Here is a 25,201-nt window from a genome sequence, read left to right as displayed (position 1 = left end):
ATTCTCATCATCAGTACACCCACCAGGACCGGCGATCCACGTGAGCTCCTCCTCCTTCACCCGGCACAGTCCGCACCGTCGGACACGGCAGCGGGCCGCGGGCGCGTACCGTCTGGTGCGCACCCCGCCGGGCTCCGTGGACCCTCCTCTCCTGGACGCGGCGCAGCGCGCGGTGGTTGAGCACCCCGGCGGCCCGCTCCTGGTGCTCGCCGGACCCGGCACCGGCAAGACGACCACGCTCGTCGAGGCGGTCGCCGCCCGCATCGCACGGGGCGGCGACCCGGCCCGCGTCCTGGTGCTCACCTTCAGCCGCAAGGCCGCCGTGGAGCTGCGCGACCGGATGGCCGCCCGCCTCGGCGCCGCCCGCGGCCCGCAGGCCACCACCTTCCACTCCTTCTGCTACGCGCTGGTCCGCGCCCACCAGGACGCCGACCTCTTCGCCGAACCGATGCGGCTGCTCTCCGGACCGGAGCAGGACGTCACCGTCCGCGAGCTGCTCGCCGGCCAGCTCGAACTGGAGCGGGACGGCTTCGCGCACATCCGGTGGCCCGACGAGCTGCGGGCCTGCCTGACCACGCGCGGCTTCGCCGACGAGGTGCGGGCGGTGCTGGCCCGCAGCCGTGAGCTGGGCCTGGGGCCGGACGCGCTGGCCGCCTTCGCCCGCCGCACCGGCCGGCCGGACTGGGGCGCCGCCGCCGAGTTCCTCGCCGAGTACCTGGACGTGCTGGACGCGCAGGGGGTGCTGGACTACGCGGAGCTGGTGCACCGGGCCGTGCTGCTCGCGGAGCGCCCCGAGGTGTCGGCGCTGCTCGCGGGGCAGTACGACGCGGTGTTCGTCGACGAGTACCAGGACACGGACCCGGCGCAGGTGCGGCTGCTGCACGCGCTGGCCGGCAACCGGGGGAGCGCCCCGGGCACCGGGGGCGGCCGGGACCTGATCGCCTTCGGCGACCCCGACCAGTCGATCTACGCGTTCCGGGGCGCCGATGTGAACGGCATCCTCGACTTCCCGGAGACGTTCAGCCGGGCGGACGGCGCCCCGGCCCCGGTCGGCGTGCTCACCACCTCGCGGCGCTCCGCCGGACAGCTGCTGGCCGCCACCCGGCTGCTCACCCGCCGGATGCCGCTGACCCGGCTGCCCGCGGCGAAGGTCCGCGCCCACCGGGAACTCACCGCGGTCCGCGAGGGCGGCAGCGTGGAGGCGTACACCTACCCGACCGCGTCCACCGAGCTCGACAACATCGCCGATCTGCTGCGCCGGGCCCATCTGGAGGACGGTGTCCCGTGGAACGAGATGGCGGTGCTGGTACGGGCCGGGGGGCGCACGATTCCCTCCCTGCGCAGGGCCCTGACGGTGGCGGGCGTCCCCCTGGAGGTCGACGGGGACGACCTCCCCCTGCGCCACGAACCGGCGGTGGCCCCGCTCCTGACAGCCCTGCGCGCGGTCGCCACGGCGGCCCTGAGCGGGGGTGCGCCGGGCGCGGAGGAGACAGCGGAGGAGACAGCGGAGGCGGCGGAGGCTTCGGCAGCGGACGAGGACGCGGCGGAGACATCCTCCTGGCTGGACACCGAGACCGCCCTGACCCTGCTCGCCTCCCCCCTCGGCTCCATGGACGCGGCCGACCTGCGCCGCCTCGGCCGGGCCCTGCGCGACGAGGAGCGGGCCGCCGGGAACCGCGTACCGGCCCCCTCCGGCGAGCTGCTGGCCCGAGCGCTCGCCGAACCCGAGCGGCTCGTGGCGCACGATCCGGCGTACGCCCGCAGCGCCCAGCGCCTCGGCGCACTCCTGCGCAAGGCCCGCGAGCTCCTCGAAGGCGGCGGCACCGCGGAGGAGGCCCTGTGGGCCCTGTGGTCCGGCACCCCGTGGCCGGGCCGGCTGGAGCGCGCCGCACTGCGCGGCGGCGCGGGCGGCCGCAACGCCGACCGCGACCTCGACGCCGTCTGCGCCCTCTTCGACACCGCGGCCCGTGCCGAGGAACGCACCGGCGGGCGCGGCGCGCTCAACTTCCTGGAAGAGGTCGACGCCCAGGACATCGCCGCCGACACCCTCTCCAGACGCGTGGTGCGCCCCGACGCCGTACGGCTGATGACCGCGCACCGCTCCAAGGGCCTGGAGTGGCGCCTCGTTGTCGTCGCGGGTGTGCAGGAGGGGCTCTGGCCGGACCTGCGCCGCCGCGGCTCGCTGCTGGAGGCGGACCGGATCGGCCACGACGGCCTGGCCGAACCGCTCACCCCCGGCGCCCTCCTCGCCGAGGAGCGCCGGCTCTTCTACGTCGCGGCGACCCGCGCCCGCGAACGGCTCGTCGTCACCGCGGTGAAGGCGCCCGCCGACGACGGCGACCAGCCCTCCCGCTTCCTCACCGAACTCGGCGCCGAGCCGCGCGATGTCACCGGCCGGCCGCGCCGCCCGCTCGCCGTCGCCGCGCTGGTCGCCGAACTCCGCGCCACCACCGTCGACCCCGAAGCCTCCGAGGCCCTGCGCGAGGAGGCCGCCCGCCGCCTCGCCCGGCTCGCCGCGCTCACCGACGACGAGGGCCAGCCGCTCGTACCCGCCGCTCACCCCTACCGCTGGTGGGGCCTGTACGAACCGACCCGCTCCGCCGTCCCGCTCCGCGACCGGGACCAGCCCGTGACCCTCTCCGGCAGCGCGCTCGACCAGCTCGCCAACACCTGCGCGCTCCAGTGGTTCCTCGGCCGCGAGGTGAAGGCGGACGCCCCGGCGTCCGCGGCCCAGGGCTTCGGCAACGTCGTCCACGTACTCGCCGACGAGGTGGCCTCCGGACGTACCCCCGCCGATCTCGCCGTCCTGATGGAGCGGCTGGACTCGGTCTGGGACGGTCTCGTCTTCGACGCCCCCTGGAAGTCCCGGCAGGAGAAGGAACAGGCACGGGCCGCCCTCGAACGCTTCCTGCGCTGGCACGTCATGGACCGGGCCGGCCGCACCCCCGTCGCGAGCGAGCACGACTTCGACGTGACGCTGGAGGCGGGGGAGTACGAGGTACGCATCCGGGGCTCGATGGACCGCGTCGAACAGGACGCCGAGGGCCGGGCCTATGTCGTCGATTTCAAGACCGGCAAGCAGTCCCCGACCAAGGACGAGGTGGCCCGCCACCCCCAGCTCGCCGTGTACCAGCTGGCCGTCCGGGAGGGCGCGGTCGACGAGGTCTTCGACGGCCGCCGCCCCGAGCCCGGCGGCGCCGAACTCGTACAACTGCGCCAGGCCGCCGCCAAGAAAGAGGGCGGCGAAGCCCATCCCAAGGTGCAGGCGCAGGAACCCCTCGCCGGTGAATGGGTCCCCGAGCTGCTGGCCACCGCCGCGGGCCGGGTCCTGGACGAACGCTTCACCCCCACGACCGGCCAGCACTGCACGCACTGCGCCTTCCGGGCCTCGTGCAGCGCACAGCCGGAGGGCCGCCACGTCCTGGAGTGAGCGGGGGTGGCCGGACATCCGGTGGCCCGCACGTTTGTCGGTGCGTCCGGTTAGCCTCTCTGGGGTGTCCTCACGTATCACCGATCCCGAGCAGCTCAAGGAGCTCCTCGGGATCCCGTTCACCCCGGAGCAGACGGCCTGCATCACCGCGCCGCCCGCCCCGCAGGTGATCGTGGCCGGAGCCGGGTCCGGGAAGACCACGGTGATGGCGGCGCGCGTGGTGTGGCTGGTGGGCACCGGCCAGGTCGCCCCCGAGCAGGTCCTCGGGCTCACCTTCACCAACAAGGCGGCCGGTGAGCTCGCCGAGCGCGTCCGCAAGGCCCTGATCGCGGCCGGGGTCACCGATCCGGATGCCATCGACCCGGACAACCCCCCGGGCGAGCCCAGCATCTCCACGTACCACGCGTTCGCGGGCCGGCTCCTCACCGAGCACGGGCTGCGCATCGGACTCGAACCCACCACCCGCCTCCTCGCCGACGCCACCCGCTACCAGCTCGCCGCCCGCGTACTGCGCGAGGCCCCCGGCCCCTACCCGGCCCTGACCAGGTCCTTCCCCACCCTCGTCAGCGATCTGCTGGCCCTGGACGCCGAGCTCGCCGAACACCTCGTACGCCCCGAGCAGCTCGCCGAGCACGACACGGAGCTGCTCCGCACCCTGGAGACCGCCAGGCTCAGCAACGCCGAGCTGCGCAGGATCCCCGAGACCGCCGAGGCCCGTGGCGAGCTGCTCCAGCTGACCCGGCGCTACCGCGAGGCCAAGAAGAGCCGCGACCTCCTCGACTTCGGCGACCAGATCGCGCTCTCCGCCGAGCTGGCCCTCACCCGTCCCGAGGTCGGCACGATTCTCCGCGAGGAGTTCCGGGTCGTGCTGCTCGACGAGTACCAGGACACCTCCGTGGCCCAGCGCCTGCTGCTCTCCGCCCTCTTCGGCGACGGCCCCGGGGGGACGACCGGACACGCCGTCACCGCCGTCGGCGACCCCTGCCAGGCGATCTACGGCTGGCGCGGCGCGTCCGTCGCCAACCTCGACGACTTCCCGCTGCACTTCCCGCACGCCGACGGCGCCCCCGCCACCCGCTACTCCCTCAGCGAGAACCGCCGCAGCGGCGGTCGGCTCCTGCATCTCGCCAACGGCCTCGCCGCACCGCTGCGCGCCATGCACGAAGGGGTCGAGGCACTGCGCCCCGCTCCCGGCGCCGAGCGCGACGGCATCGTCCGCTGTGCGCTGCTGCGCACCCATGCCGAGGAGATCGACTGGCTCGCCGACTCGATCGCCCATCTGGTGCGGACCGGCAAGGCACCCGGCGAGATCGCCGTCCTGTGCCGCACCGCGGGCGACTTCCCGGAGATCCAGGCCGCGCTGGTGGCCCGCGACATCCCGGTCGAGGTCGTCGGCCTGTCCGGGCTGCTGCATCTGCCCGAGGTCGCCGACCTCGTCGCGGTCTGCGAGGTGCTCCAGGACCCCGGCGCCAACGCCTCGCTGGTCCGTCTGCTCACCGGCCCCCGTTGGCGGATCGGCCCCCGCGACCTGGCCCTGCTCGGCCGCCGCGCCCGGCTCCTCGTCCACCGCGCGGCCCACGCCGACGACGACTTCGACCCCGACCGCCGTCTCGCCGAGGCCGTCGAGGGCATCGACCCGGCCGAGGTGATCTCGCTCGCCGACGCGCTGGACACCTTCCTCGAATCGGGCAGCGAGGAGGACGACGGGCTGCCGTTCTCCACCGAGGCCCGCATCCGCTTCGCCCGCCTCGCCGCCGAGCTGCGCGACCTGCGCCGCTCGCTGGCCGATCCGCTGATGGACGTGCTGCACCGGGTCCTCGCCACCACCGGGCTGGAGGTCGAGCTCTCCGCGTCGCCGCATGCCCTGGCCGCCCGCCGCCGCGAGACCCTCGCCAACTTCCTCGACGTCGCGGCCCGCTTCGCCGCCGTCGACGGCGAGGCCACCCTCCTCGCCTTCCTCGGCTTCCTGCGCACCGCCGTCCAGTACGAGAAGGGCCTGGACAACGCCCTGCCCGGCGGCGAGAACACCGTCAAGGTCCTCACCGCCCACAAGTCCAAGGGCCTGGAGTGGGACGTCGTCGCCGTGCCCGGCCTGGTCACCGGCCAGTTCCCCAGCGGCCAGTCCCGCGACGCCTGGACCGCCCAGTCCAAGGTCCTCCCGCACGCCCTGCGCGGGGACCGGGCGACCCTCCCCGACGTGCACTCCTGGGACGCCAAGGGGCTCAAGGCGTTCAAGGAGGAGATGAAGGAGCACCAGCACACCGAGGAGCTCCGCCTGGGATACGTCACCTTCACCAGACCCCGCACCCTGCTGCTCGGCTCCGGCCACTGGTGGGGCCCGTCCCAGAAGAAGCCGCGCGGCCCCTCCGGCTTCCTGCACGCGCTGTACGAGCACTGCGCGGCCGGGCACGGCGAGATCGAGGCCTGGGCCGGCGAACCGGCCGAGGACGAGGAGAACCCGGCGCTCGACGGGGAGACCACCGACCACGCGTGGCCGCTTCCGCTGGACGACACAGCGCTGACCCGCCGCCGGGCCGCCGCGGACACGGTGATGGCCCACCTGGAGGCCCTCGCCATGACGGGGGGTGTGCCGGACGCGTACGGGGCGGTGCCCGACGAGGCTCCGGTGCCGGACGACGGCGCCTACGACGACGCTCCGTTTCCCGACGACGAGCCGTATGCCGACGAGGCGTACTTCGACGACGCCGACGACTGGGACGCGCTGTCCACGGAGCCCCCTTCGGCCCCCGCCCCCGCGCCACACGTCCCCGCGGCCCGTACCCCCGAGCCCTCCGGGGCACACCGCCTCACCCCCGAGGAGGCCCGCACCCTCGCCTCCTGGGACCGCGACCTCGACGCCCTCACCGGCGAGCTGCGCCGCGCCCGCGCCACCGTGCGCGACGTCCTCGTACCCGCCTCGCTCTCCGCCACCCAGCTGCTGCACCTCGCCGACGACCCCGACGGCTTCGCCCAGGAGCTGGCCCGCCCGATGCCGCGGCCCCCGCAGCCGGCGGCCCGCCGGGGCACCCGCTTCCACGCCTGGGTGGAGTCCCGCTTCGAGGAGCTGCCGCTGCCCATGCTCGGCCCCGACGAGCTGCCCGGCGGTGACGAGAACGACGCCGAGATCGCCGACGAGCGCGACCTCGCCGCACTCAAGGAGGCCTTCGAACGCACCCCGTACGCCCGCCGCACCCCGTACCGTGTCGAGACGCCGTTCCAGATCACCCTGGCCGGCCGGGTGATCAGGGGCCGCATCGACGCGGTGTACCGCACCGGGGACACGTACGAGATCGTCGACTGGAAGACCACCCGCACCAACACCGCCGACCCCCTCCAGCTCGCGGTCTACCGACTGGCCTGGGCGGAACTGCACGACCTGCCGCTCACCGACGTCACCGCCACGTTCCTGTACGTACGCACCGGCGAGACCGTCCACCCCACCCGCCTCCCGGGCCGGGCGGAACTGGAACGGATCCTGCTGGACGAGCCACCGCCCAGGGCCTAGGGCGTGTTTTAGAAGTAGCGTCGTCCGCCCGGAGGGCGGGCCCGCGGGGTCTGGCGCGTGCGATCGCAAGGCGCCGGGGTGCCCTTGTAGCGGAGCTACCAGGGCATTTCGGCAACGCGGCGAGCGTGCGTGTCAGACCCCGCGAGACAGGCGGGACTTCTAAAACACGCCCTAGGACGGCGCGCCCATGTCGATCAGCAGCTGGGCGCGGGCGGTCGTGAACAGCCGCCGCTGCGTGGCGAGCTTCTCGGGGTGGGCGGCGGTGTCGAAGAGCAGCTGGTAGACCTGGCCCGCCCTGCCTGCGACAAAGACTTCGACGCGCTTGCGGGGTTCGCTCTGGCCCGCCCAGTGGTAGTCGATCTCCAGCCAGAGGGCGTCGCGGCCGTTCTGCCGTGTGATGTGCGAGACGGCCTTGACATCGGCCATCGACGACTTGGCGGTGTCGCGGTACCAGGCGAGCTGCCCGGCGGAGGCCGCCCGGGCGGTCGCCCCGTACGACGTGTCCCGTTTGACGCTCATGTCATGAGCACCATCCGGGGAGGTCCAGTTGCTCTGGATGCCGTTCCTTATCTTCCGGGTCCAGCCGTCCGGCAGGGCGAAGACCACCGTGAGGCCGGGTTCGCCGACACGGTGCCAGCCCTTGGGCATGGCCGGTGGGGAGGGCTGTGGCGGCCCCGAGGGCGCGGTGTCGGGGGCGACGGTTGCGTCCGGGGAGCCGGGGGCGCTCGTCCCCGCCGGAGGCGGCGTGGGCGAGGAAGGGGCGTGCGGGGCGCCGGCATGGCCGGCGATGGTCCGATTGACCGACGAGCCGCCGACGAGCGGGACCCCGAACACCGCCAGCAGCAGACCGACGACAGCGGTGATCGCCGAGACCCACGCCGCTGTCTCCCCGGTCCGCCGACCCGGCGGCGTTCCCTCACCTGAAGCGCTCAACTCCCTCTCCCCCCTCGCAGCAGGGCACCGGGCGCTGCCCTGCGGAGCCATTCAACTGGAGGAGGAACAACATCGACAGGTATCCGGTCACAGCTGGGCGGGGAGGGCCCCGTACCGTTGGCGGGAAGACCCCGGCAGGCGAGGCACTAGGCTCAAGGCCATGAGCGACACCCCGGACAGCGCCGTCCGTACGTACACCGAGCAGCACCGCACAGCCTTCCTGGACGACCTCGCCGCCTGGCTGCGCATCCCGTCCGTATCCGCCCAGCCGGTCCACGACGGGGACGTACGGCGCAGTGCCGAGTGGCTGTCGGCCAAGCTTGAGGAGACCGGCTTCCCGGTCACCGAGATCTGGGAGACGCCCGGCGCCCCCGCGGTCTTCGCCCACTGGCCGTCCGACGACCCGGACGCCCCGACCGTCCTCGTCTACGGGCACCACGACGTGCAGCCCGCCGCCCGCGAGGACGGCTGGGACACCGACCCGTTCGAGCCGGTGATCCGCGACGGCCGCATGTACGGGCGGGGCGCCGCAGACGACAAGGGGCAGGTGTTCTTCCACACACTCGGCGTCCGGGCCCACCTCGCCGTCACCGGCCGCACCGCCCCCGCCGTCAACCTCAAGCTCCTGATCGAGGGTGAGGAGGAGTCCGGCTCGCCGAACTTCCGCGCCCTGGTCGAGGAGCGGGCCGACCGGCTCACCGCCGACGCCGTGATCGTCTCCGACACCGGCATGTGGGACGAGTCGACCCCCACGGTCTGCACCGGCATGCGCGGCCTCGCCGAGTGCGAGATCGAGCTGCACGGCCCCGAGCAGGACATCCACTCCGGTTCGTTCGGCGGCGCGGTACCCAACCCGGCGACCGCCGTCGCCCGGCTCGTCGCCGCGCTGCACGACGCGGACGGCCGGGTCGCGATCCCTGGTTTCTACGACGGTGTGGCCGAGCTCACCGACAGCGAGCGCGCGCTCTTCGCCGAGCTGCCCTTCGACGAGGCCACCTGGCTGCGCACCGCCAAGTCCCGCTCGGCATCGGGCGAGGCCGGATACTCCACGCTGGAACGCGTCTGGGCCCGCCCCACCGCCGAGGTCAACGGCATCGGAGGCGGCTACCAGGGCGCCGGAAGCAAGACGATCATTCCGTCCTCCGCCCTGGTGAAGATCAGCTTCCGGCTGGTCGCCGGCCAGGACCCCGACCGCGTCCAGCAGGTGGTCCGGGCCTGGGCCGAGGCACAGGTCCCGGCCGGTGTCGGGCACCGGATCACCTTCGCCCCGGCCACCCGCCCCTGCCTGACCCCGCTGGACCATCCCGCCCTGCAGGCCGTGGCCCGCGCCATGGGACGGGCCTTCGGCCAGAAGATCCTCTTCACCCGCGAAGGGGGCTCGGGGCCCGCCGCCGACCTCCAGGACGTGCTGGGCGCTCCCGTCCTCTTCCTGGGCATCTCCGTACCGTCCGACGGCTGGCACGCCCCCAACGAGAAGGTCGAGCTGGACCTTCTGTTCAAGGGCGTGGAGACGACCGCGCACCTCTGGGGCGAGCTGGCCGCCGCACTCCGCTGAATCCTCTGAACACCCGATCCATCCCGGGGGAGTAGGAAGCACCTGTGAGCACCTTCGACAACGCCACCGCAGACCGGCCCATCGGTCTCACCGCGCCCAGCGGCATCGACCGCGCCGCGCACCACCGCCTCGACGAGGCATGGCTGTCCGCCGCGTGGAGCCACCCGACCACCCGCGTGTTCGTCGTCTCCGGCGGCCAGGTGCTGATCGACGACACCGCCGACGGCGGTACGGAGATCGTCATGACTCCGGCCTTCGAGGCCCCGGTCACCGAGACCCACCGCTACTTCCTCGGCACCGACGAGGACGGCGTCAGCTACTTCGCGCTCCAGAAGGACTCCCTGCCCGGCCGCATGGACCAGCCGGCCCGCCCGGCCGGCCTGCGCGAGGCCGGTCTGCTGCTGGACCCGCGCGACGCGGGCCTGATGGTGCACGCGGTGGCCCTGGAGAACTGGCAGCGCCTGCACCGCTTCTGCTCCCGCTGCGGCGAGCGCACGGTCATCGCGGCGGCCGGTCACATCCGCCGCTGCCCGGCCTGCGGCGCCGAGCACTACCCGCGCACCGACCCCGCGGTGATCATGCTGGTGACCGACGACCAGGACCGCGCCCTGCTGGGCCGTCAGGTGCACTGGCCCGAGGGCCGCTTCTCGACGCTCGCGGGCTTCGTCGAGCCGGGGGAGTCGATCGAGCAGTCCGTGGTGCGCGAGGTGTTCGAGGAGGCGGGGGTCACGGTCGGCGAGGTCGAGTACATCGCCAGCCAGCCCTGGCCGTTCCCGTCGAGCCTGATGCTCGGTTTCATGGCCCGGGCCACCTCGTCCGAGATCAATGTGGACGGCGAGGAGATCGAGGAGGCCCGCTGGTTCTCCCGCGAGGACCTGAAGGCCGCCTTCGAATCGGGCGAGATCCTGCCCCCGTACGGCATCTCGATCGCGGCGCGCCTGATCGAGCTCTGGTACGGCAAGCCGCTCCCGAAGCCGGGCACCGTCGGCTGACCCCGGATCCATGCCAGGACGCCCCCTCCGGTGCTCGACCGGAGGGGGCGTCCTCGTACCGCGGGAGAGGCGGAATCAGGCGGCGAGCGCCTGCTTCACCTGCGCCAGGGACGGGTTCGTCATGACGGCCTCGGCGCCCGTGGAGCCGACCACCAGGACGGTGGGAACGGTCTGGTTGCCCCCGTTGGCCTTCTCGACGAAGGCCGCGGACTGCGGGTCCTGCTCGATGTTGATCTCGTTGTACGCGATGCCCTCGCGGTCCATCTGGCTCTTGAGCCGACGGCAGTAGCCGCACCACGTGGTGCTGTACATCGTCACAGTGCCCGACATGTCTTCGCGCTCCTTGGTCTCGTCAGTCTTCTCAGACTCGTCTGTCGCATCCGCCTCATCCGTCACGCGGAGAAGCTGGACCGTGCGTCGCCGCACGGAAAGGGAACGTACGCGAGGCAACCACCATTCCCGCAGCCGGGCCGGGGCGGCTGGGGCGATTGCGGGATCAGCCGGGGCGCACCGGTGCGGGATCAGCCGGGCCGTATTAGTACGACGGATGCGCTTCGCCTGTGGACAACTTCCGCGCCCGCCTCTCCCGACCTGGCAGCATGGCGGGGTGACAGCAGCAACGCATTCCTCCCTTTTCCCGCAGGTCCCCGAGTCGGCCGACGCCGTGCTCGACGGCCTGGACCCCGAGCAGCGCGAGGTCGCCACGGCCCTGCACGGCCCGGTGTGTGTGCTGGCCGGAGCCGGTACGGGCAAGACGCGTGCGATCACCCATCGCATCGCGTACGGGGTGCGCGCCGGGATACTCCAGCCCACGAGTGTGCTTGCCGTCACGTTCACCAACCGGGCCGCCGGTGAGATGCGCGGACGGCTGCGCCAGCTCGGCGCCGGAGGCGTCCAGGCGCGGACCTTCCACTCCGCCGCCCTGCGCCAGCTCCAGTACTTCTGGCCGAAAGCGGTCGGCGGTGACCTGCCCCGGCTGCTGGAGCGCAAGGTCCAGCTGGTCGCCGAGGCCGCCGCCCGCTGCCGCATCCGGCTCGACCGCAACGAGCTGCGGGACGTCACCAGCGAGATCGAGTGGTCCAAGGTCACCCAGACCGTGCCCGCCGACTACCCGGCCGTGGTCGCGAAGACCCAGCGCGACGCCCCGCGCGACCCGGCCGAGATCTCCCAGATCTACGCGACGTACGAGGAGCTGAAGCGCGACCGCTCGGTGATCGACTTCGAGGACGTGCTGCTGCTCACCGTCGCCATCCTCCAGGACCGCCACGACATCGCCGACCACGTCCGCCGCCAGTACCAGCACTTCGTCGTCGACGAGTACCAGGACGTCAGCCCGCTCCAGCAGCGGCTGCTCGACCTCTGGCTCGGCGACCGGGACACCCTGTGCGTCGTCGGCGACGCGAGCCAGACGATCTACTCCTTCACCGGAGCCACCCCCGACCACCTGCTGAACTTCCGCACCCGCCATCCCCGCGCGACGGTGGTCAAGCTGGTCCGGGACTACCGCTCCACCCCCCAGGTCGTCCATCTGGCCAACGGACTGCTCGGCCAGGCCCGAGGCCGCGCCGCCGAGCACCGGCTCGAACTGGTCTCGCAGCGCGAGCCCGGCCCCGAGCCCGCCTACGCGGAGTACGCGGACGAGCCCTCGGAGGCCGAGGGCACCGCCCGCCGGATCCGCGAGCTGATCGCCGCCGGGGTCCCGGCCGGCGAGATCGCCGTGCTCTACCGGGTCAACTCCCAGTCCGAGGTGTACGAGCAGGCCCTGGCGGACGCGGGCGTGCCGTACCAGCTGCGCGGCGCGGAGCGCTTCTTCGAACGGGCGGAGGTGCGGGAGGCGGGAGTCGCCCTGCGCGGCGCCGCCCGTGCCGGGGGCAACGACTCCCTGCTCGACGACGCGGAGGGGCTGCCCGCGGAGGTGCGCGCGGTGCTTTCCACCAAGGGGTGGACCTCGGAGCCCCCCACGGGCTCGGGGGCGGTGCGCGACCGCTGGGAATCCCTGGCCGCCCTGGTCCGGCTCGCCGAGGACTTCGAACGGGCCAGGCCGGGCGCGACGCTCTCCGACCTGGTGGCGGAGCTCGACGAGCGGGCCGCCGCCCAGCACGCCCCCACGGTCCAGGGCGTCACCCTCGCCTCGCTCCACTCGGCGAAGGGACTGGAGTGGGACGCCGTGTTCCTGGTCGGCCTGACCGAGGGCATGATGCCGATCACCTACGCCAAGACCGACGAGCAGATCGAGGAGGAGCGCCGGCTGCTGTACGTCGGCGTCACCCGGGCCCGCCTCCACCTCTCGCTGTCGTGGTCGCTCTCCCGCTCGCCCGGCGGCCGCGCCGGACGGCGCCCGAGCCGCTTCCTCAGCGGGCTGCGCCCGGGCTCGGCGCCCCTCGGCGCACGCGGCACAGGCGGTGGCGGCGGGATCGAACGGGGCCCGGAGCCGGTCGCCAAGCGCGGCCGCCGGGGCCCCGCCCGGTGCCGGGTCTGCGGCAAGACCCTCACCGACGCCGGTGAGATGAAGCTGATGCGCTGCGAGGACTGCCCCTCCGACATGGACGAGGCGCTGTACGAGCGGCTGCGCGACTGGCGGGCGGTCAGGGCGAAGGAGATCGGTCAGCCCGCCTACTGCGTGTTCACGGACAAGACGCTGATGGCGATCGCCGAGGCCGTACCGGGCAGCGCGGGCGAACTGGCGGTGATCCCCGGGGTCGGCGCGCGGAAGCTGGGCCGGTTCGGGACCGCGGTTCTGGCCATTTGCGCAGGTGAGATGGTGGAAGAGGTGCTCGGCGAGGCTGCTGGCGAAGTGTGAGAAAAACTCGTCGAAAAAATAGTTTGCGCCTGCCCCAGTCATCACCATAGGTTCTTAACCACGGGAACAGCGACTTCTCTGAAGCCCTGGCCCTGTGCTGTACTTATCCGAATACGTAGGACCGGCCCGCCGGTCCGCCCGAGACGCCGAGAGGAGGCGATTGAAGTGATCAGCATCATCGAGACCAACAAAATGACCGATCTTTCGGTCGTCTCCGCCTGCTCGCTCGGCCTCTCCTGCTCTTCCGATTCCTCGCTGCGTGGCACCGGTCTGTCCGGTATTTCCGTCGCCGGCCCGCTGTCTCCGGCGAGCTTCCCCGTGCGGGAGCGCAATGAGCGACCGGCTCAGGCACCGGCAGCAGCAGTAGCGAAGGGACAGGCCCAGGCCTATGCCTTTGCGGCCGTCGGTGCGGGAGCGGAATCCGGCGCCAAGAAGCAGACGATCCAGCACCACACGATGTGGGCCTTCCGTGGGCCTGAACCCTGGAGTGATCCAGCCTGATCCACCATCAGGCCGGCGCCTTCAGGGCCGCGGAACCCCACTCGGGATCCGCGGCCCTTTTGTTTTGTCCGAACGGACGAGACAGCACGAAGGAGCCTCGGGACAAGCAACACCCGGTACCAGCCGCCACCCGGCCAACAGGCCGGAACGACCAGACGAGGACACCACCCACCGTGCAACTCGAAGCGCACGCCCCGTCCGTACCGCCTTCCGACACGATCTCGCCGCCCGGCCTCACGGAGGACTCCACCTTGATCCCCCTCACCGCGCTCACCGCGCTCGACGACGCCATCGAGAACCTCGGCGTGCCCGTCCCGTGCCGCTCCTACGACCCGGAGGTCTTCTTCGCGGAGTCGCCCGCCGACGTCGAGTACGCCAAGTCCCTCTGCCGCACCTGCCCGCTCGTCGAGGCCTGTCTCGCAGGCGCCAAGGAGCGTCGCGAGCCGTGGGGCGTCTGGGGCGGTGAGCTCTTCATCCAGGGCGTCGTCGTCGCTCGCAAGCGGCCGCGTGGCCGTCCGCGCAAGAACCCGGTCGCGGCGTGATCGCCGGACTGGGGGTCACGGCCCCCAAACCCATGAAGCGCATCGGCACCATCGACCGTCCCCACACCCACGATCCCCGAAATCAGGCAGAAATGTCCGTCCCCACCAACGAGCCCGTCGGCTCCGCAACACCGAACGTCACGATCATCGGCGCGAACGACTCGCGTCAGAACAGGACCCGCGAGATGCAACTCATCCCAGAAGCCCTGGCTCGTGCTCATATGCACGACCGCCTGAGGGAGGCCGACACGCAACGGCAGGCCGTGCGCCTGGTCAATGCGCGCCGGATGCAGCGCCGGGCCGAGCGCGCCTCGATGCGCGCCCGCCGAGCGCTGGCCATGGCGGTCATGCACTAGTCAGGCCGAACACCAGCAGTACCCGCCGCCGGGCAGCCGCTCTGCCCGTCAGCGATCAGTACCCATAGTCAGCACCCCTTCCGCGGGGCCGGTCCGAACGGGCCGGCCCCGCGGTCGTGCTGTGCGGTGATGCTGCGCCGCGGCGTTGTGTGGCGCCGCGCGGCTCGGCGGAGACGGAGTTATCGTCACGAGGTGGACGAGGAGACACAGCGCCGGATTCAGCAACCCGCGCAGAGCGACACCGCGGTCGTCACCTGCGCCTTGTGCGGCACCTCCGCCGACGGTGAGGCCGCACCGCCGGCCTGGATCTGCTCCGTGGAGAACGGCAGACACCAGTACTTCTGCGAAGAGTGCGCCCGCACCCACATCAGGGCGATCGAGAGCCGCCTCGACTCCGCCTGGTGGTGACCCCGGCGGTGAACCGCCCGGCGGGGCGGGAACGCAGTCGGCCGTGACGCTCCGGTCCTATGCCCCGGCGGGCGCGTCGCCCGCCAACTCCTGCACCACTGGGCCCTGCTCGTCCTCCGGCAGAAAACCCGGCAGCCAGGATTCGAGCTCGTCGCGCAGCCGCACCGCCGCACCCAGCTGGCACAGCACCCCGATCGTGCTCAGCGTCACCCGGTGTATCAGCAGATAGGCGGGCGGCAGATTCAGCTGCTTGCCGAGCTGGTGAGCGGGGGAGCGGGGATCCGCGATCCGTGCCGCCTGATTGCGCATCCAGCTCCGGGTGAAGGTGAACTCCTCCACCTGCGCCGGTTCGATGATCGGCAGGAGATAGTCGAGCACCGCATCCGGGTCGAGGTCGACCGAGTCCTTGACGAACCCCTCCTCGCGCAGCAGCTCGTACACCACCTCCGCCTCGCCCGCCAGCGTCAGCCGCAGGGAGTGCCCGATGGTCTGCGGCAGACCGCCCGGCAGCCGGTCCACCGTCCCGAAGTCCAGCACTCCGAGCCGCCACTGCCCGTCGTCACCGGACTCCTCGCCGGGCGGCAGCAGCCGGAAGTTGCCCGGATGCGGGTCCGCGTGCAGCAGACCGGTGCGCGCGGGCCCCGAGAAGAGGAAGCGTGCCAGCAACTGACCGGCCCGGTCCCGCTGCTCCGGCGTGCCCTCCGCGATCACCTCGGCCAGCGGAACACCGTCCATCCACTCCGTCACCAGCACCTGGTCGGACTGGTGCACCACACCGGGGATCACCACATCCGGGTCGTCCGCGAACTCCTCGGCGTGATCCCGCTGCGACCGGGCCTCCTGTTCGTAGTCCAGCTCCTCCGAGACCCGGTCGCGCAGCTCCGTGATGAGCGGTTTGATGTCCATTCCGGGGACCAACGGGCCGAGCAGGCGGGCGAATCTGCTGAGCTGCGTCAGATCCGAGAGCAGCGCCTGACCGGCACCCGGATACTGCACCTTCACCGCGACGTTCCGCCCGTCGTGCCACACCGCCCGGTGCACCTGACCGATCGAGGCGGCAGCCGACGGCCTGTCCTCGAATTCGAGGAACAACTCCCGCCAGCCCTCGCCGAGCCGCTCCTCCAGCACCGCGTGGACGGTGTCGCTGGGCATGGGCGGCGCGGCTTCCTGCAGTTTGGTGAGCGCCGCCCGGTACGGTCCGGCGACCTCCTCGGGCAGCGCGGACTCGAAGACGGACAGGGCCTGACCGAGCTTCATCGCCCCGCCCTTCAACTCGCCCAGGACCTTGAACAGCTGGTCCGCGGTGCGCTGCTGTACCTCCCGGGCGACCAACTCCGCCGATCTCCCGCCGATCCGCTTGCCCAGACCCCACGTCGCCCGGCCGGCGAAGCCCAGAGGCAGGGCGGCCAGCTTGGCGGTACGGGTGACCGCTTTCCGGGGTAGATCAGACATGAGCCCCTCCAAATCCCAGACTGCCGTACCGCGTGCGGCGGTTACCCGGCCATTGTCTCCTGCCTCGCGTCGGCCCCGGAGGAGCGCTCCCTCACAGTGTGCCCAGCCGCTCCGCAGGAACATTCGAGGTGTGGTCCCATTCGCTCGGGCCGCCAGTCCAACAGCGGCAGCGCGGCCTCCCAACGAGTCCCGGTGCTCGCGGGCAGTTCCCCGTCCAGGAAGGACAGCGCGTGGGCGGCCGCCAGCCCCGCCACCGCCGTCGCCAGTCCCAGGTCACAGGCCTGCACGGCAGTTCGCCGCCCGGACCGCCACTGGGACAGTATCCTCGTCCAGTCCTCGTCCCGGGCGGCGCGCTCCAGGGCCAGGCACCCGGCGCAGGCCGTACCCCCGGGCAGGACCAGCGGCCCGACGATTCCCGTCGCCTCCATCACTCCGGCGTAGAGGTGGGGAGTCCCCGAGGCGATCCACGATTCGGCCGACCGCGGGTCGGGGGCGTACACCGAGAGGCCGTCGCGAGGGGCCACCACGATCAGCGACAGTCCCGGCTCGCCACCGCCCGGGGAACCCGCCGTCTCCGCCGCCCGGGGAGCCGCACCCGCGGCCGATCTGCGCACCAACTGCCGGGCGGCGGTGTCCCTGCGCTCCCCGACGGCCGTCGGCGGAAGCCCGCCGGGCGAGACGTCCCACGGCTCGGTGTGCCCGCCGTCCAGAACCTCCACCCGGCCCACCCCGGACCCGGACAGCACCGCCGCGATCGCTGCGCCGACCCGGCCGGCGCCCCGCACCTGGACCCGCATCGCCCGACGGGCCGCCAGCCGCCGCATCCCGCCGCCCGGTTCGGGATGGACGACGGAGAGCGACGCCAGATCGGGGCGGTGCCGGTCCAGGGCGCCGGGCCGGTTCCGTAACACATCGGTCTCCGGGCCGGCGGCCCTGACATCGTCGATCAGTCCCGCGCCGGCCAATCGGCTCACCAGGGTGTCCACCTGATGGTCCGACAGATCCAGTGTGCGGGCCTCCTCGCGCAGCAGTGGCAGGCCGCGTGTTCCGTCGAGCAGTTCCAGAAAACTGCCCGTGGCGATATCCAGCGGGCCGAACTTCACCGCATGGGCGTGAGTCACCCCGAATTGCACGGTGCCTCCGCTGCGCCATGCGCGGCGCAGTACGGGCTTCAACATCGGATGCACGGCTACCCCCGGTCTGTGTTCCTTGATCACTGCGTGCGGGCCGCGGCCCTGATCTCCGCGAGATCCGTTGCCAGAATGCAGCCGGGCGTCGAAGTGTGCAGAAAGTTATCCACAGGCATGGGTATTTGTCGTTCAAATGGTGCATGCCGTGGAGTGGATCAGGTGTGAACCCTCCCGGAGGCGGGACTTCCCCCACTGGTACCGGGTAACGTCGTGGCGTGCCCGCCGACCAGTCACCCGGATTCGCCGGGGAGACCCCCGTGCGCAGCGCCGGAACCCAGCAGCGCGGCGCGGCGGACCGTCCGCCCCGCGCCTCGGCGACGAGCGCGGTCGAGGTCCGCCGGAGCAACCGCCGCAGCAGAACGGTCTCCGCGTACCGGGAGGGCGACCGCACCATCGTGCTCATCCCGGCCCGGATGTCGGAGGCCGAGGAGCGGCGCTGGGTCGGCGTGATGCTCGACAAGCTCGCGGCACAGGAGAGCAAACGCGTCCTCGGCGACAGCGAACTCGCTGCGCGGGCCGAGCGGTTGTCCGCCCAGTACTTCGAGGGCCGGGCCCGGCCGGCGTCGGTGCGGTGGGTGACCAACCAGAACACCCGATGGGGGTCCTGCACCCCGGCGGAGGGCAGCATCCGTCTGTCGCACCGGCTGCAGGGCATGCCCGAGTACGTCGTCGACTACGTACTGGTCCACGAGCTGGCGCACCTGCTCGTGCCCGGTCACGGCCCGCGCTTCTGGCGGCTGCTGGAGGCGTATCCCCGTACCGAGCGGGCTCGCGGTTATCTGGAGGGTGTGGTGGCGGCCGACCGGCTGCCCCAGCTGCCCGCCGCCCGCGGTGAGTGACGTCCGCAGATTCTGTACCGGGTGTGTACCGACTTGGCTCGATGTCGGCGTTTGCGGTTAGCCTGGCGCGACGCATTCACATTCGGGATGGGGGACGGTCGTTACGCATGGCCAGGGAATTCCAACGCGGCCACAAGGCCAGGATCAGTGATCTCACGGCGGGGACGGATCTGTACGTAGGTGTGCAGATCGCCGGTCCGGGACTGACCTTCGATATCAGTTGCTTCGGCCTCGATGCCAATGAGCAGCTCTCCGACGACCGTTATTTCATCTTCTTCAATCAGCCTAAATCGCCCGAGGAGTCCATTCAGCTTCTCGGCGCCCAGGCCGGCGACACCGAGTCGTTCCGCGTCACCCTGGACCGCATTCCGGCGAACATCCACAAGCTGTCGTTCACCGCGACGGTCGACGGTGCCGGGCAGATGTCCCAGATCGGTCCCGGATACATCCGGATCGTCGCAGGTGGCGAGGAAGTCGTCAGGTACGCCTTCAACGGTTCGGAGTTCACCACCGAACGTGCGGTGATGCTGGGCGACTTCTATCTGAAGGACGTCTGGCGGTTCGCCGCGGTCGGCCAGGGCTTCGACGGCGGCCTCGAAGCGCTGCTGAAGAACTTCGGCGGCGAGGTCGCCGAGGAGGAGCCTGCCGCACCTCAGCCGCAGGCGGCGGCTCCGTCGTTCGCCCCGCCCGCCCAGGCGGCCGCGCCGGCGCCCGCCCCGTCCTTCGGGGCCCCGGCCGCACCGCAGGCGCCTCAGGCCCCGCAGCCCGCCCCGTCCTTCGGTGCTCCGGCCGCCCCCGCCCCGGCCCCCACGCCGCAGCAGCAGCAGCTGCATGCCGCGCCGACGATGGCCGCGCCGCTGGCACCGCACGGTGGCACGGTACCGCCGCCCGCCCCCGCCCCGGCTCCGTACGGGCAGCCGGGCCAGCCGTCCCAGCAGCCGCAGTTCGGCCAGGTCCCCGGCCAGGCGCCCCCGCCCGCCCCGTACGGCCAGCAGGCCCCGGCCCCGTACGGGCAGCAGCCCCCCGGCATGCAGCCGCCCGGTGTGCCCCAGGGCGTGCCGCAGGCCGGTGCCGGTCTCCAGGCGGCGCTCCAGCCGTACAAGGAGACGCCCACCGGTCAGCGCTGGACCCCGCAGAACCAGCAGCTCATGAGGGTCGACCTCACCATGGGCAGTACGCCGGTGCTCGCCCGCCAGGGCAGCATGGTGATGTACCAGGGCAAGGTCGACTTCGGCTACAAGGGCGCCGGTTTCGCCGGCCGCATGGTCGGCAATGCCACCGGCCAGGAAATGCAGCTGATGCGCTGCACCGGCCGCGGGCAGGTCTTCCTCGCCGAGGACGGCTCGCATCTGCACGCCATTGAGCTGCAGGGCGACGGTATCTGTGTCTCCGCGGAGAACGTCCTCGCCTTCGACGAGTCGTTGCAGCACGAGGTCCGCAGGATCGAGGGCCACGGCATCCCCGGCGGCGCCCTGTTCACCATGCAGTTCCAGGGCACCGGCACGGTCGTCGTCAAGACCCACGGCGTCCCCGTCGTCCTGCCCGTCACGCCGACCACCTTCGCCGACTGCAACGCCGTCGTGGCCTGGTCGGCCGCGTCCCAGGTGATCATCTCCAGCCAGGTCCGGCTGCGCCGCAACGCGTACCCGGGACACAGCGGGGAGACCGTGAACCTCCAGTTCCGGGGTGCCCCCGGCAACTTCATCGTCGTCCAGCCCTACGAGGTCTGAGGGAGCCCGTCATGAACCAGCAGCTCGCGGGCTACGCCCCTACCCCCGTCACGGCCCGTATGGAGAACCACGGCCGCACGATGCTCAAGGTCGCCATGGCCACCGGCCAGGACCTCTACGCACGTACCGGCTCGATGGTCGCGTACGAGGGCTTCATCCAGTACGAACCCAACCCGCCCGCCGTCCGGCAGGTCGCCTCCCAGTGGATCACCGGCGAGGGCGCACCGATCATGAAGTGCTCCGGCGACGGACTGCTCTACCTCGCCGACTACGGCGCCGATGTGGTCGTCATCAACCTCAACAACGACTCCCTCTCGGTCAACGGCAGCAACGTCCTCGCCTTCGACGGTCATCTCACCTGGGGCGTGGAGCGGGTCAAGGGCCTCGCCAAGTTCGCGGGCCAGGGCCTGTGGAACGTCTGCATCTCGGGCACCGGCTGGGTCGCCATCACCTCGCGCGGCACACCGATCGTCGTCGACTGCGGACGCGGCGAGGACGAGACCTACGTCGACCCGGACGCCCTCGTGGCCTGGTCCCCGAACCTCAAGGTGAAGGGCAAGCGCAGCTTCAAGGCCTCCTCGCTCATAGGGCGGGGCAGCGGCGAGGCGTACCAGATGGCTTTCTCCGGCCAGGGCATCGTCGTCGTGCAGCCGAGCGAGGACAGTACGGACCGCCTGCGGGTCCGGAACTGACGGGGAGGAGAGACACACCATGCAGAGTCCGCTTTTCAGCTACACGGAACAGCAGTCCCAGGACCGGTACACCGTCCAGAACCCGCAGCTCCTGCGGGTCTCGCTGACCGGCCAAGACGACGTCCTCGCCCGCAAGGGCGCCATGGTCGCGTACCAGGGGCTGATGGAGTTCGACGGCGAGTACCAGTCGCACGGACAGCGCCGCGCCCGCGCGAACACCGGTGAGGGCCTCGACCTGATGCGCTGCTCCGGGCAGGGCACCGTCTACCTCGCCAACCTCGCGCAGTACATCCACGTCGTGGACGTCGACCACGACGGCATCACGGTGGACAGCGCCTACGTCCTGGCGCTGGACTCCTCGCTGCACACCGAGGTCATCGCGGTGGACAGCCAGTACGGCATCTCGGGCACCGGGAAGTACCAGCTCAACATCTCCGGCACCGGCAAGGTCGCTCTGATGACCTCGGGCCAGCCGCTGATGATGCAGGTCACGCCGGACAAGTACGTCAACGCCGACGCCGACGCGATCGTCGCCTGGTCCAGCTCGCTGCGGGTGCAGATGCAGGCCCAGACGCACTCCTCGGGCGTCTGGCGGCGGCGCGGGAACACCGGTGAGGGCTGGGAGCTCAGCTTCCTCGGCCAGGGCTTCGCCCTGGTGCAGCCGAGCGAGGTGCTGCCCCCGCAGAACCACGGGACCGGCCAGGGCATCCGGGCCCAGTACGGCATGGGCCAGCAGGGAGCCCACGGTCAGAACCAGAACAACTCCTGGAACTGAACCACCGCGCACCGGCACGTGGAACACGGGTGAGGGGCGGTCTCCGCGGAGACCGCCCCTCACCCGTGCCGCTCTCCTACCGGCGCTGCTCCAGCGCGGCGCGGGCGAGCTCAGTCAGCCGTACGACCGATGCGTCGGCCACCGAGGCGACCTCGTCGTACGCGAACCAGCGCAGGTCCAGCGACTCGTCGCTGATCTGCTCCGTCGCACCCGAGGGCGCCAGTGCCACGTACTGCACGTCCAGATGCCAGTGGCAGGGCGCGGGGATCGGGTGGCGGTCCAGCGTCACCGGGCCGCCCGCCAGCAGCGTCAGGCCGGTGATGCCGGACTCCTCGGTCGCCTCCCGTAGCGCCGCGGCGGCGAGCGACGCGTCCTGCGGCTCGCAGTGACCGCCCATCTGGAGCCACATCCGCAGCTTGCGGTGGAGGGTGAGCAGGACCCGGCCGCGCTCGGGGTCGACGACCAGCGCGCTGGCCGTCAGGTGGCCCGCTTCGCAGGCCTTCCACATACCGTCGGGATGCCGGGCCAGATGGTCGAGATAGACCTGGCGCAGTTCGTCCTGGCCCGGGTCCGCCGGGTTCTCGTACCCCTTCAGTACGAGAACGGCGTCGTCGTACAGGCTCACCGGTCGGTGTCGCCCTTGCCGTCGCCTTCGCGGCCCTCGGCCTCCCCGGTGCCGGGCGAGTCCTTGCCGTCCGCCTCCGCGGCGGGCTTCTGCGGGCCCTTGGCGGCCTCGCCGAGCATCTTGTCCAGCTCGGAGAAGTCCAGCTGCTCGTGGTGCACAAAGCCGTCCGGATCGTCCAGGTCCTGGGCCGTCGGCAGCATGTCGGGGTGCTCCCACAGGGCGTCGCGCCCGTCCAGACCGCGTGCGTCGGTGAGGGACGCCCACAGGCGCGAGGCGTCACGCAGCCGCCGGGGGCGCAGCTGAAGGCCGATGAGCGTGGCGAAGGTCTGCTCGGCCGGACCGCCGGAGGCGCGGCGCCTGCGCATCGTCTCGCGCAGCGCGTCCGCCGAGGTCAGACGGGACTTCGCGGCCTCGTGGACCACGGCGTCCACCCAGCCCTCGACCAGCGCGAGCGCCGTCTCCAGCCGGGCCAGGGCGGCCTTCTGCTCGGGCGTGTCCTCCGGCTGGAACATGCCCTGCTGAAGAGCGTCCTGGAGCTGCTCGGGCTGCGACGGGTCGAACTGACCGACCACGTCCTCCAGCTTGCTGGTGTCGACCTTGATGCCGCGCGCATACCCCTCGACGGCGCCGAACAGATGCGACCGCAGCCACGGGACATGGGCGAAGAGGCGCTGGTGCGCGGCCTCGCGCAGGGCGAGATACAGCCGCACCTCGTCCTGCGGCACGCTGAGGTCCTTGCCGAACCGCTCCACGTTCAGCGGCAGCAGCGCGGCCTTGCCCGCGGGGCCCAGCGGCAGGCCGATATCGGTCGAACCGACCACCTCGCCCGCCAGCACGCCGACGGCCTGCCCGATCTGCTGGCCGAACATCGCGCCGCCCATCGACCGCATCATGCCGATCAGCGGGCCGGCCATCGCCTGCATCTCCTCGGGCAGCACGTCGCCCATGGCGAGACCGACACGCTCCGCCACCGGGTCGACGAGCTTCTGCCAGGCCGGAAGGGAGGCCTCGACCCACTCCGCACGGCTCCACGCCACGGTGGAGACCGAACCGGAGGGCAGTGACGTCACGCCGTCCAGCCAGAGGTCGGCGAGACGCAGCGCCTCGTCGACCGCGGACCGCTCGGTCGGGCCGACGCTGGCGTCCTTCGTGCCGTCCGGCGTGCCCTGCGAGACCGTCTGGCGGGCGATCTGCTTGGCCATGTCCCAGTTCACGGGACCGCCCTCGTAGCTCAGCATCTGGCCGAGCTGCTGGAAGGCGGCGCCCAGGTCATTGGGGTTCATCGAGCCGAACATCGCCGCGAACGGGTTGTCCCCGCCCGCGCCGGGCCCGAAGCCGAACGGGTTCGCAGGCCCGCCCGAGCCCTGCCCACCTCCGGTGGGGTCCTTCTTCTTGCCCTCGTCGCCGTTGTCCGGCTCCTCCGGCGGAAGGCCGAATCCGAATGGGGTGTCACTCACGGGGTTTCCTCGGCTCGTAGGGCCGCCGGCTCGAACCGACGGCGACTGCCCGACATCACCATCCAGCGTAGACACCAAAAGCCCGCGCAGGGCCTCAGTGCTCCGCCGGCTCCCGGCCTGCGGCAGGATGGACGCCACCTGGTACGCACGCGTCATTCGGGTACGTACTGAAGACAACCGCTGGAGACGCCCGGTGAGTTCCCCAGATCCTCAGGTTCGCGCAGCGCGAAACCTGTCCGACCCCTCGACCGAGAACAAACCAGAAAAGAACCGCTCCCGGAGCCGCGGCCCCGTCGTCGCGGTCACCGGAGCCGCCGGCGGCGTGGGCGAGCTGCTCACCGCACGCCTCGCGGCATCCGAGGAGATCAAGCAGGTCATCGCCATCGACGAACGCCGCGGAGAGGTCTCCGAGGCGACCTGGCACATCCTCGACGTCCGCGACCCCGCCATCGCGGAGAAGCTGCGCGGCGCAGATGTCGTGGTGCATCTCGCACTCGATCTCGACCTGGAGACCGACCCCGCCGCCCGCACCGCGTACAACGTGCGCGGCACCCAGACCGTGCTGACGGCCGCCGCGGCCGTCGGCGTCCACCGGGTCGTGCTGTGCACTTCGGCAATGGTCTACGGGGCGCTGCCCGACAACGACATCCCGCTCGCCGAGGACGCCGAGCTGCGCGCCACGGCCGAGGCCACCGGCGTCGGCGACCTCCTGGAGATCGAACGGCTCGGCCGCCGGGCGCCCCGCGCCCACCCCGGACTCAATGTGACCGTGGTCCGGCCCACCGTCCTGGTCGGCGGTACGGACACCGCGCTGACCCGCTACTTCGAGTCGCCGCGCCTCCTGGTCGTCGCCGGATCGCGTCCGACCTGGCAGTTCTGCCATGTCGACGACCTGGTCACGGCCCTGGAGTACGCCGCGCTCGAAAAGATCGACGGCGAGTTCGCGGTCGGCTGCGACGGCTGGCTGGAGCAGGAGGAGGTCGAGGAGCTCAGCGGCGTCCGCCGGATGGAGCTGCCCTCCGCCGTGGCCCTGGGCGCCGCCGCCCGGCTGCACCGGATCGGCCTCACCCCGTCCCCGGCGGGCGATCTGGCGTACACGATGCACCCCTGGGTGGTCAGCGTGAGCCGGCTGCACGACGTGGGATGGCGCCCGAGCTGGACCAACGAGGAAGTGCTCGCCGCCCTCCTCGAAGAGGTCGAGGGCCGGCACACCGTCGCCGGACGCCGCCTCGGCCGCAAGGACGCCACCGCGGCGGGTGCCGCCGGTGCGACCGTGGCACTGCTCGGCACCGCCGCCCTGGTCCGCCGCGCCCGCAAGGCCCGCCGCCGCATCTGAGAGCCGCCCCGGACCACCCCCTGCCGCGGACTTCTGCAGAAGGCTCCAAGGCCAGGGGCGGCCCGCCGGTGGAAAGAGCTATT

At 72.0% G+C, this 25,201-nt stretch carries 20 protein-coding genes; 14 read left to right on the top strand and 6 right to left on the bottom strand.

The genetic code is table 11. The features are described 5' to 3' along the window. Positions 1 to 40 precede the first annotated feature (40 nt). Together BT364_RS05035 and BT364_RS05030 are read left to right on the top strand one after the other, a co-directional pair. A complete protein-coding gene (locus tag BT364_RS05035; protein ID WP_072483866.1) occupies positions 41 to 3,430 on the top strand; it encodes an ATP-dependent helicase in 3,390 nt (1,129 codons plus the stop codon). A 64-nt stretch (positions 3,431 to 3,494) separates the two neighbouring features. Beyond that, positions 3,495 to 6,935, top strand: a complete 3,441-nt coding sequence (locus tag BT364_RS05030; RefSeq protein WP_072483865.1) for a UvrD-helicase domain-containing protein — start codon at positions 3,495 to 3,497, stop codon at positions 6,933 to 6,935. Between the two features lie 171 nt (positions 6,936 to 7,106). Here the strand turns inward: BT364_RS05030 and BT364_RS05025 are convergent, their stop codons facing one another. Continuing rightward, complete coding sequence (locus BT364_RS05025) at positions 7,107 to 7,868, bottom strand: hypothetical protein (RefSeq protein ID WP_072483864.1); 762 nt, start codon at positions 7,866 to 7,868, stop codon at positions 7,107 to 7,109. A gap of 160 nt (positions 7,869 to 8,028) precedes the next feature. On the opposite strand from BT364_RS05025, the gene BT364_RS05020 reads away from it, so the two are divergent. Together BT364_RS05020 and nudC are read left to right on the top strand one after the other, a co-directional pair. Next, positions 8,029 to 9,423 carry a dipeptidase gene (locus BT364_RS05020; RefSeq protein WP_072483863.1) on the top strand — a complete coding sequence of 465 codons (1,395 nt, stop codon included), beginning with the start codon at positions 8,029 to 8,031 and terminating at the stop codon, positions 9,421 to 9,423. Between the two features lie 44 nt (positions 9,424 to 9,467). Next, positions 9,468 to 10,415 carry an NAD(+) diphosphatase gene (nudC, locus tag BT364_RS05015; protein ID WP_072483862.1) on the top strand — a complete coding sequence of 316 codons (948 nt, stop codon included), beginning with the start codon at positions 9,468 to 9,470 and terminating at the stop codon, positions 10,413 to 10,415. A 75-nt stretch (positions 10,416 to 10,490) separates the two neighbouring features. On the opposite strand, the gene BT364_RS05010 is transcribed toward nudC, so the two are convergent. Continuing rightward, positions 10,491 to 10,745: a mycoredoxin gene (locus BT364_RS05010; RefSeq protein ID WP_072483861.1), complete on the bottom strand. Its 255-nt coding sequence runs from the start codon at positions 10,743 to 10,745 to the stop codon at positions 10,491 to 10,493. A gap of 217 nt (positions 10,746 to 10,962) precedes the next feature. Between BT364_RS05010 and BT364_RS05005 the strand changes: the two genes are divergently transcribed. The 5 genes from BT364_RS05005 (at position 10,963) to BT364_RS04985 (ending at position 15,022) form a co-directional block, all read left to right on the top strand. Beyond that, complete coding sequence (locus BT364_RS05005; protein ID WP_256259592.1) at positions 10,963 to 13,215, top strand: ATP-dependent DNA helicase UvrD2; 2,253 nt, start codon at positions 10,963 to 10,965, stop codon at positions 13,213 to 13,215. Positions 13,216 to 13,380: 165 nt separating this feature from the next. Next, positions 13,381 to 13,716 carry a hypothetical protein gene (locus BT364_RS05000; RefSeq protein ID WP_072483859.1) on the top strand — a complete coding sequence of 112 codons (336 nt, stop codon included), beginning with the start codon at positions 13,381 to 13,383 and terminating at the stop codon, positions 13,714 to 13,716. Positions 13,717 to 13,889: 173 nt separating this feature from the next. Next, entirely contained in the window at positions 13,890 to 14,258 is a 369-nt protein-coding gene (locus tag BT364_RS04995; protein WP_072483858.1) for a WhiB family transcriptional regulator, read from the top strand. 32 nt (positions 14,259 to 14,290) lie between these two features. Further along, entirely contained in the window at positions 14,291 to 14,614 is a 324-nt protein-coding gene (locus BT364_RS04990) for a hypothetical protein (RefSeq protein WP_072484182.1), read from the top strand. A 192-nt stretch (positions 14,615 to 14,806) separates the two neighbouring features. Then, a complete protein-coding gene (locus BT364_RS04985; protein ID WP_072483857.1) occupies positions 14,807 to 15,022 on the top strand; it encodes a hypothetical protein in 216 nt (71 codons plus the stop codon). A gap of 57 nt (positions 15,023 to 15,079) precedes the next feature. Here the strand turns inward: BT364_RS04985 and BT364_RS04980 are convergent, their stop codons facing one another. Continuing rightward, positions 15,080 to 16,474, bottom strand: coding sequence for an ABC1 kinase family protein (locus BT364_RS04980; protein ID WP_072483856.1), 1,395 nt, complete (start codon positions 16,472 to 16,474; stop codon positions 15,080 to 15,082). A gap of 41 nt (positions 16,475 to 16,515) precedes the next feature. Further along, positions 16,516 to 17,661 (bottom strand): ThiF family adenylyltransferase, encoded by a 1,146-nt coding sequence (locus BT364_RS04975; protein ID WP_072483855.1) that lies wholly within the window; start codon positions 17,659 to 17,661, stop codon positions 16,516 to 16,518. A gap of 218 nt (positions 17,662 to 17,879) precedes the next feature. Here BT364_RS04975 and BT364_RS04970 point away from each other — a divergent pair, with 218 nt between their 5' ends. The 4 genes from BT364_RS04970 (at position 17,880) to BT364_RS04955 (ending at position 21,700) form a co-directional block, all read left to right on the top strand. After that, positions 17,880 to 18,503: a M48 metallopeptidase family protein gene (locus BT364_RS04970; RefSeq protein ID WP_072483854.1), complete on the top strand. Its 624-nt coding sequence runs from the start codon at positions 17,880 to 17,882 to the stop codon at positions 18,501 to 18,503. Positions 18,504 to 18,610: 107 nt separating this feature from the next. Next, a complete protein-coding gene (locus BT364_RS04965; protein ID WP_072483853.1) occupies positions 18,611 to 20,233 on the top strand; it encodes a TerD family protein in 1,623 nt (540 codons plus the stop codon). 11 nt (positions 20,234 to 20,244) lie between these two features. After that, on the top strand, positions 20,245 to 20,925 hold the full coding sequence (locus BT364_RS04960; RefSeq protein ID WP_072483852.1) for an AIM24 family protein: 681 nt from the start codon (positions 20,245 to 20,247) through the stop codon (positions 20,923 to 20,925). 19 nt (positions 20,926 to 20,944) lie between these two features. Beyond that, the gene (locus BT364_RS04955; protein ID WP_072483851.1) at positions 20,945 to 21,700 is read left to right on the top strand and encodes an AIM24 family protein; all 756 of its coding nucleotides are present in this window, start codon (positions 20,945 to 20,947) and stop codon (positions 21,698 to 21,700) included. 76 nt (positions 21,701 to 21,776) lie between these two features. Here BT364_RS04955 and BT364_RS04950 read toward each other — a convergent pair whose 3' ends face one another. Together BT364_RS04950 and BT364_RS04945 are read right to left on the bottom strand one after the other, a co-directional pair. Beyond that, positions 21,777 to 22,325 carry an NUDIX hydrolase gene (locus BT364_RS04950; protein ID WP_072483850.1) on the bottom strand — a complete coding sequence of 183 codons (549 nt, stop codon included), beginning with the start codon at positions 22,323 to 22,325 and terminating at the stop codon, positions 21,777 to 21,779. Beyond that, positions 22,322 to 23,782 (bottom strand): zinc-dependent metalloprotease, encoded by a 1,461-nt coding sequence (locus tag BT364_RS04945; protein ID WP_072483849.1) that lies wholly within the window; start codon positions 23,780 to 23,782, stop codon positions 22,322 to 22,324. Before BT364_RS04945 ends, BT364_RS04950 begins: the two co-directional genes overlap by 4 nt. A 193-nt stretch (positions 23,783 to 23,975) precedes the next feature. Here BT364_RS04945 and BT364_RS04940 point away from each other — a divergent pair, with 193 nt between their 5' ends. Beyond that, positions 23,976 to 25,118 carry an SDR family oxidoreductase gene (locus BT364_RS04940; protein WP_072483848.1) on the top strand — a complete coding sequence of 381 codons (1,143 nt, stop codon included), beginning with the start codon at positions 23,976 to 23,978 and terminating at the stop codon, positions 25,116 to 25,118. The last annotated feature ends 83 nt before the right edge of the window (positions 25,119 to 25,201 follow it).

The sequence above is a fragment of the Streptomyces atratus genome (genome assembly GCF_900119365.1).
In the GTDB taxonomy this organism is placed as follows: Bacteria; Actinomycetota; Actinomycetes; order Streptomycetales; family Streptomycetaceae; genus Streptomyces; species Streptomyces atratus_B.
Note: the sequence above shows the minus strand (reverse complement) of the source record. Positions and strands in the feature narration are given on the sequence as shown.

Bases quoted from the DNA above. Each gene is read 5' to 3' on its own strand.
- BT364_RS05020 (WP_072483863.1), top strand. From the start codon at position 8,029: ATGAGCGACACCCCGGACAGCGCCGTCCGTACGTACACCGAGCAGCAC.
- BT364_RS05010 (WP_072483861.1), bottom strand. From the start codon at position 10,745: ATGTCGGGCACTGTGACGATGTACAGCACCACGTGGTGCGGCTACTGC.
- BT364_RS05005 (WP_256259592.1), top strand. From the start codon at position 10,963: ATGCGCTTCGCCTGTGGACAACTTCCGCGCCCGCCTCTCCCGACCTGG.
- BT364_RS04990 (WP_072484182.1), top strand. From the start codon at position 14,291: ATGAAGCGCATCGGCACCATCGACCGTCCCCACACCCACGATCCCCGA.
- BT364_RS04980 (WP_072483856.1), bottom strand. From the start codon at position 16,474: ATGTCTGATCTACCCCGGAAAGCGGTCACCCGTACCGCCAAGCTGGCC.
- BT364_RS04965 (WP_072483853.1), top strand. From the start codon at position 18,611: ATGGCCAGGGAATTCCAACGCGGCCACAAGGCCAGGATCAGTGATCTC.
- BT364_RS04960 (WP_072483852.1), top strand. From the start codon at position 20,245: ATGAACCAGCAGCTCGCGGGCTACGCCCCTACCCCCGTCACGGCCCGT.
- BT364_RS04955 (WP_072483851.1), top strand. From the start codon at position 20,945: ATGCAGAGTCCGCTTTTCAGCTACACGGAACAGCAGTCCCAGGACCGG.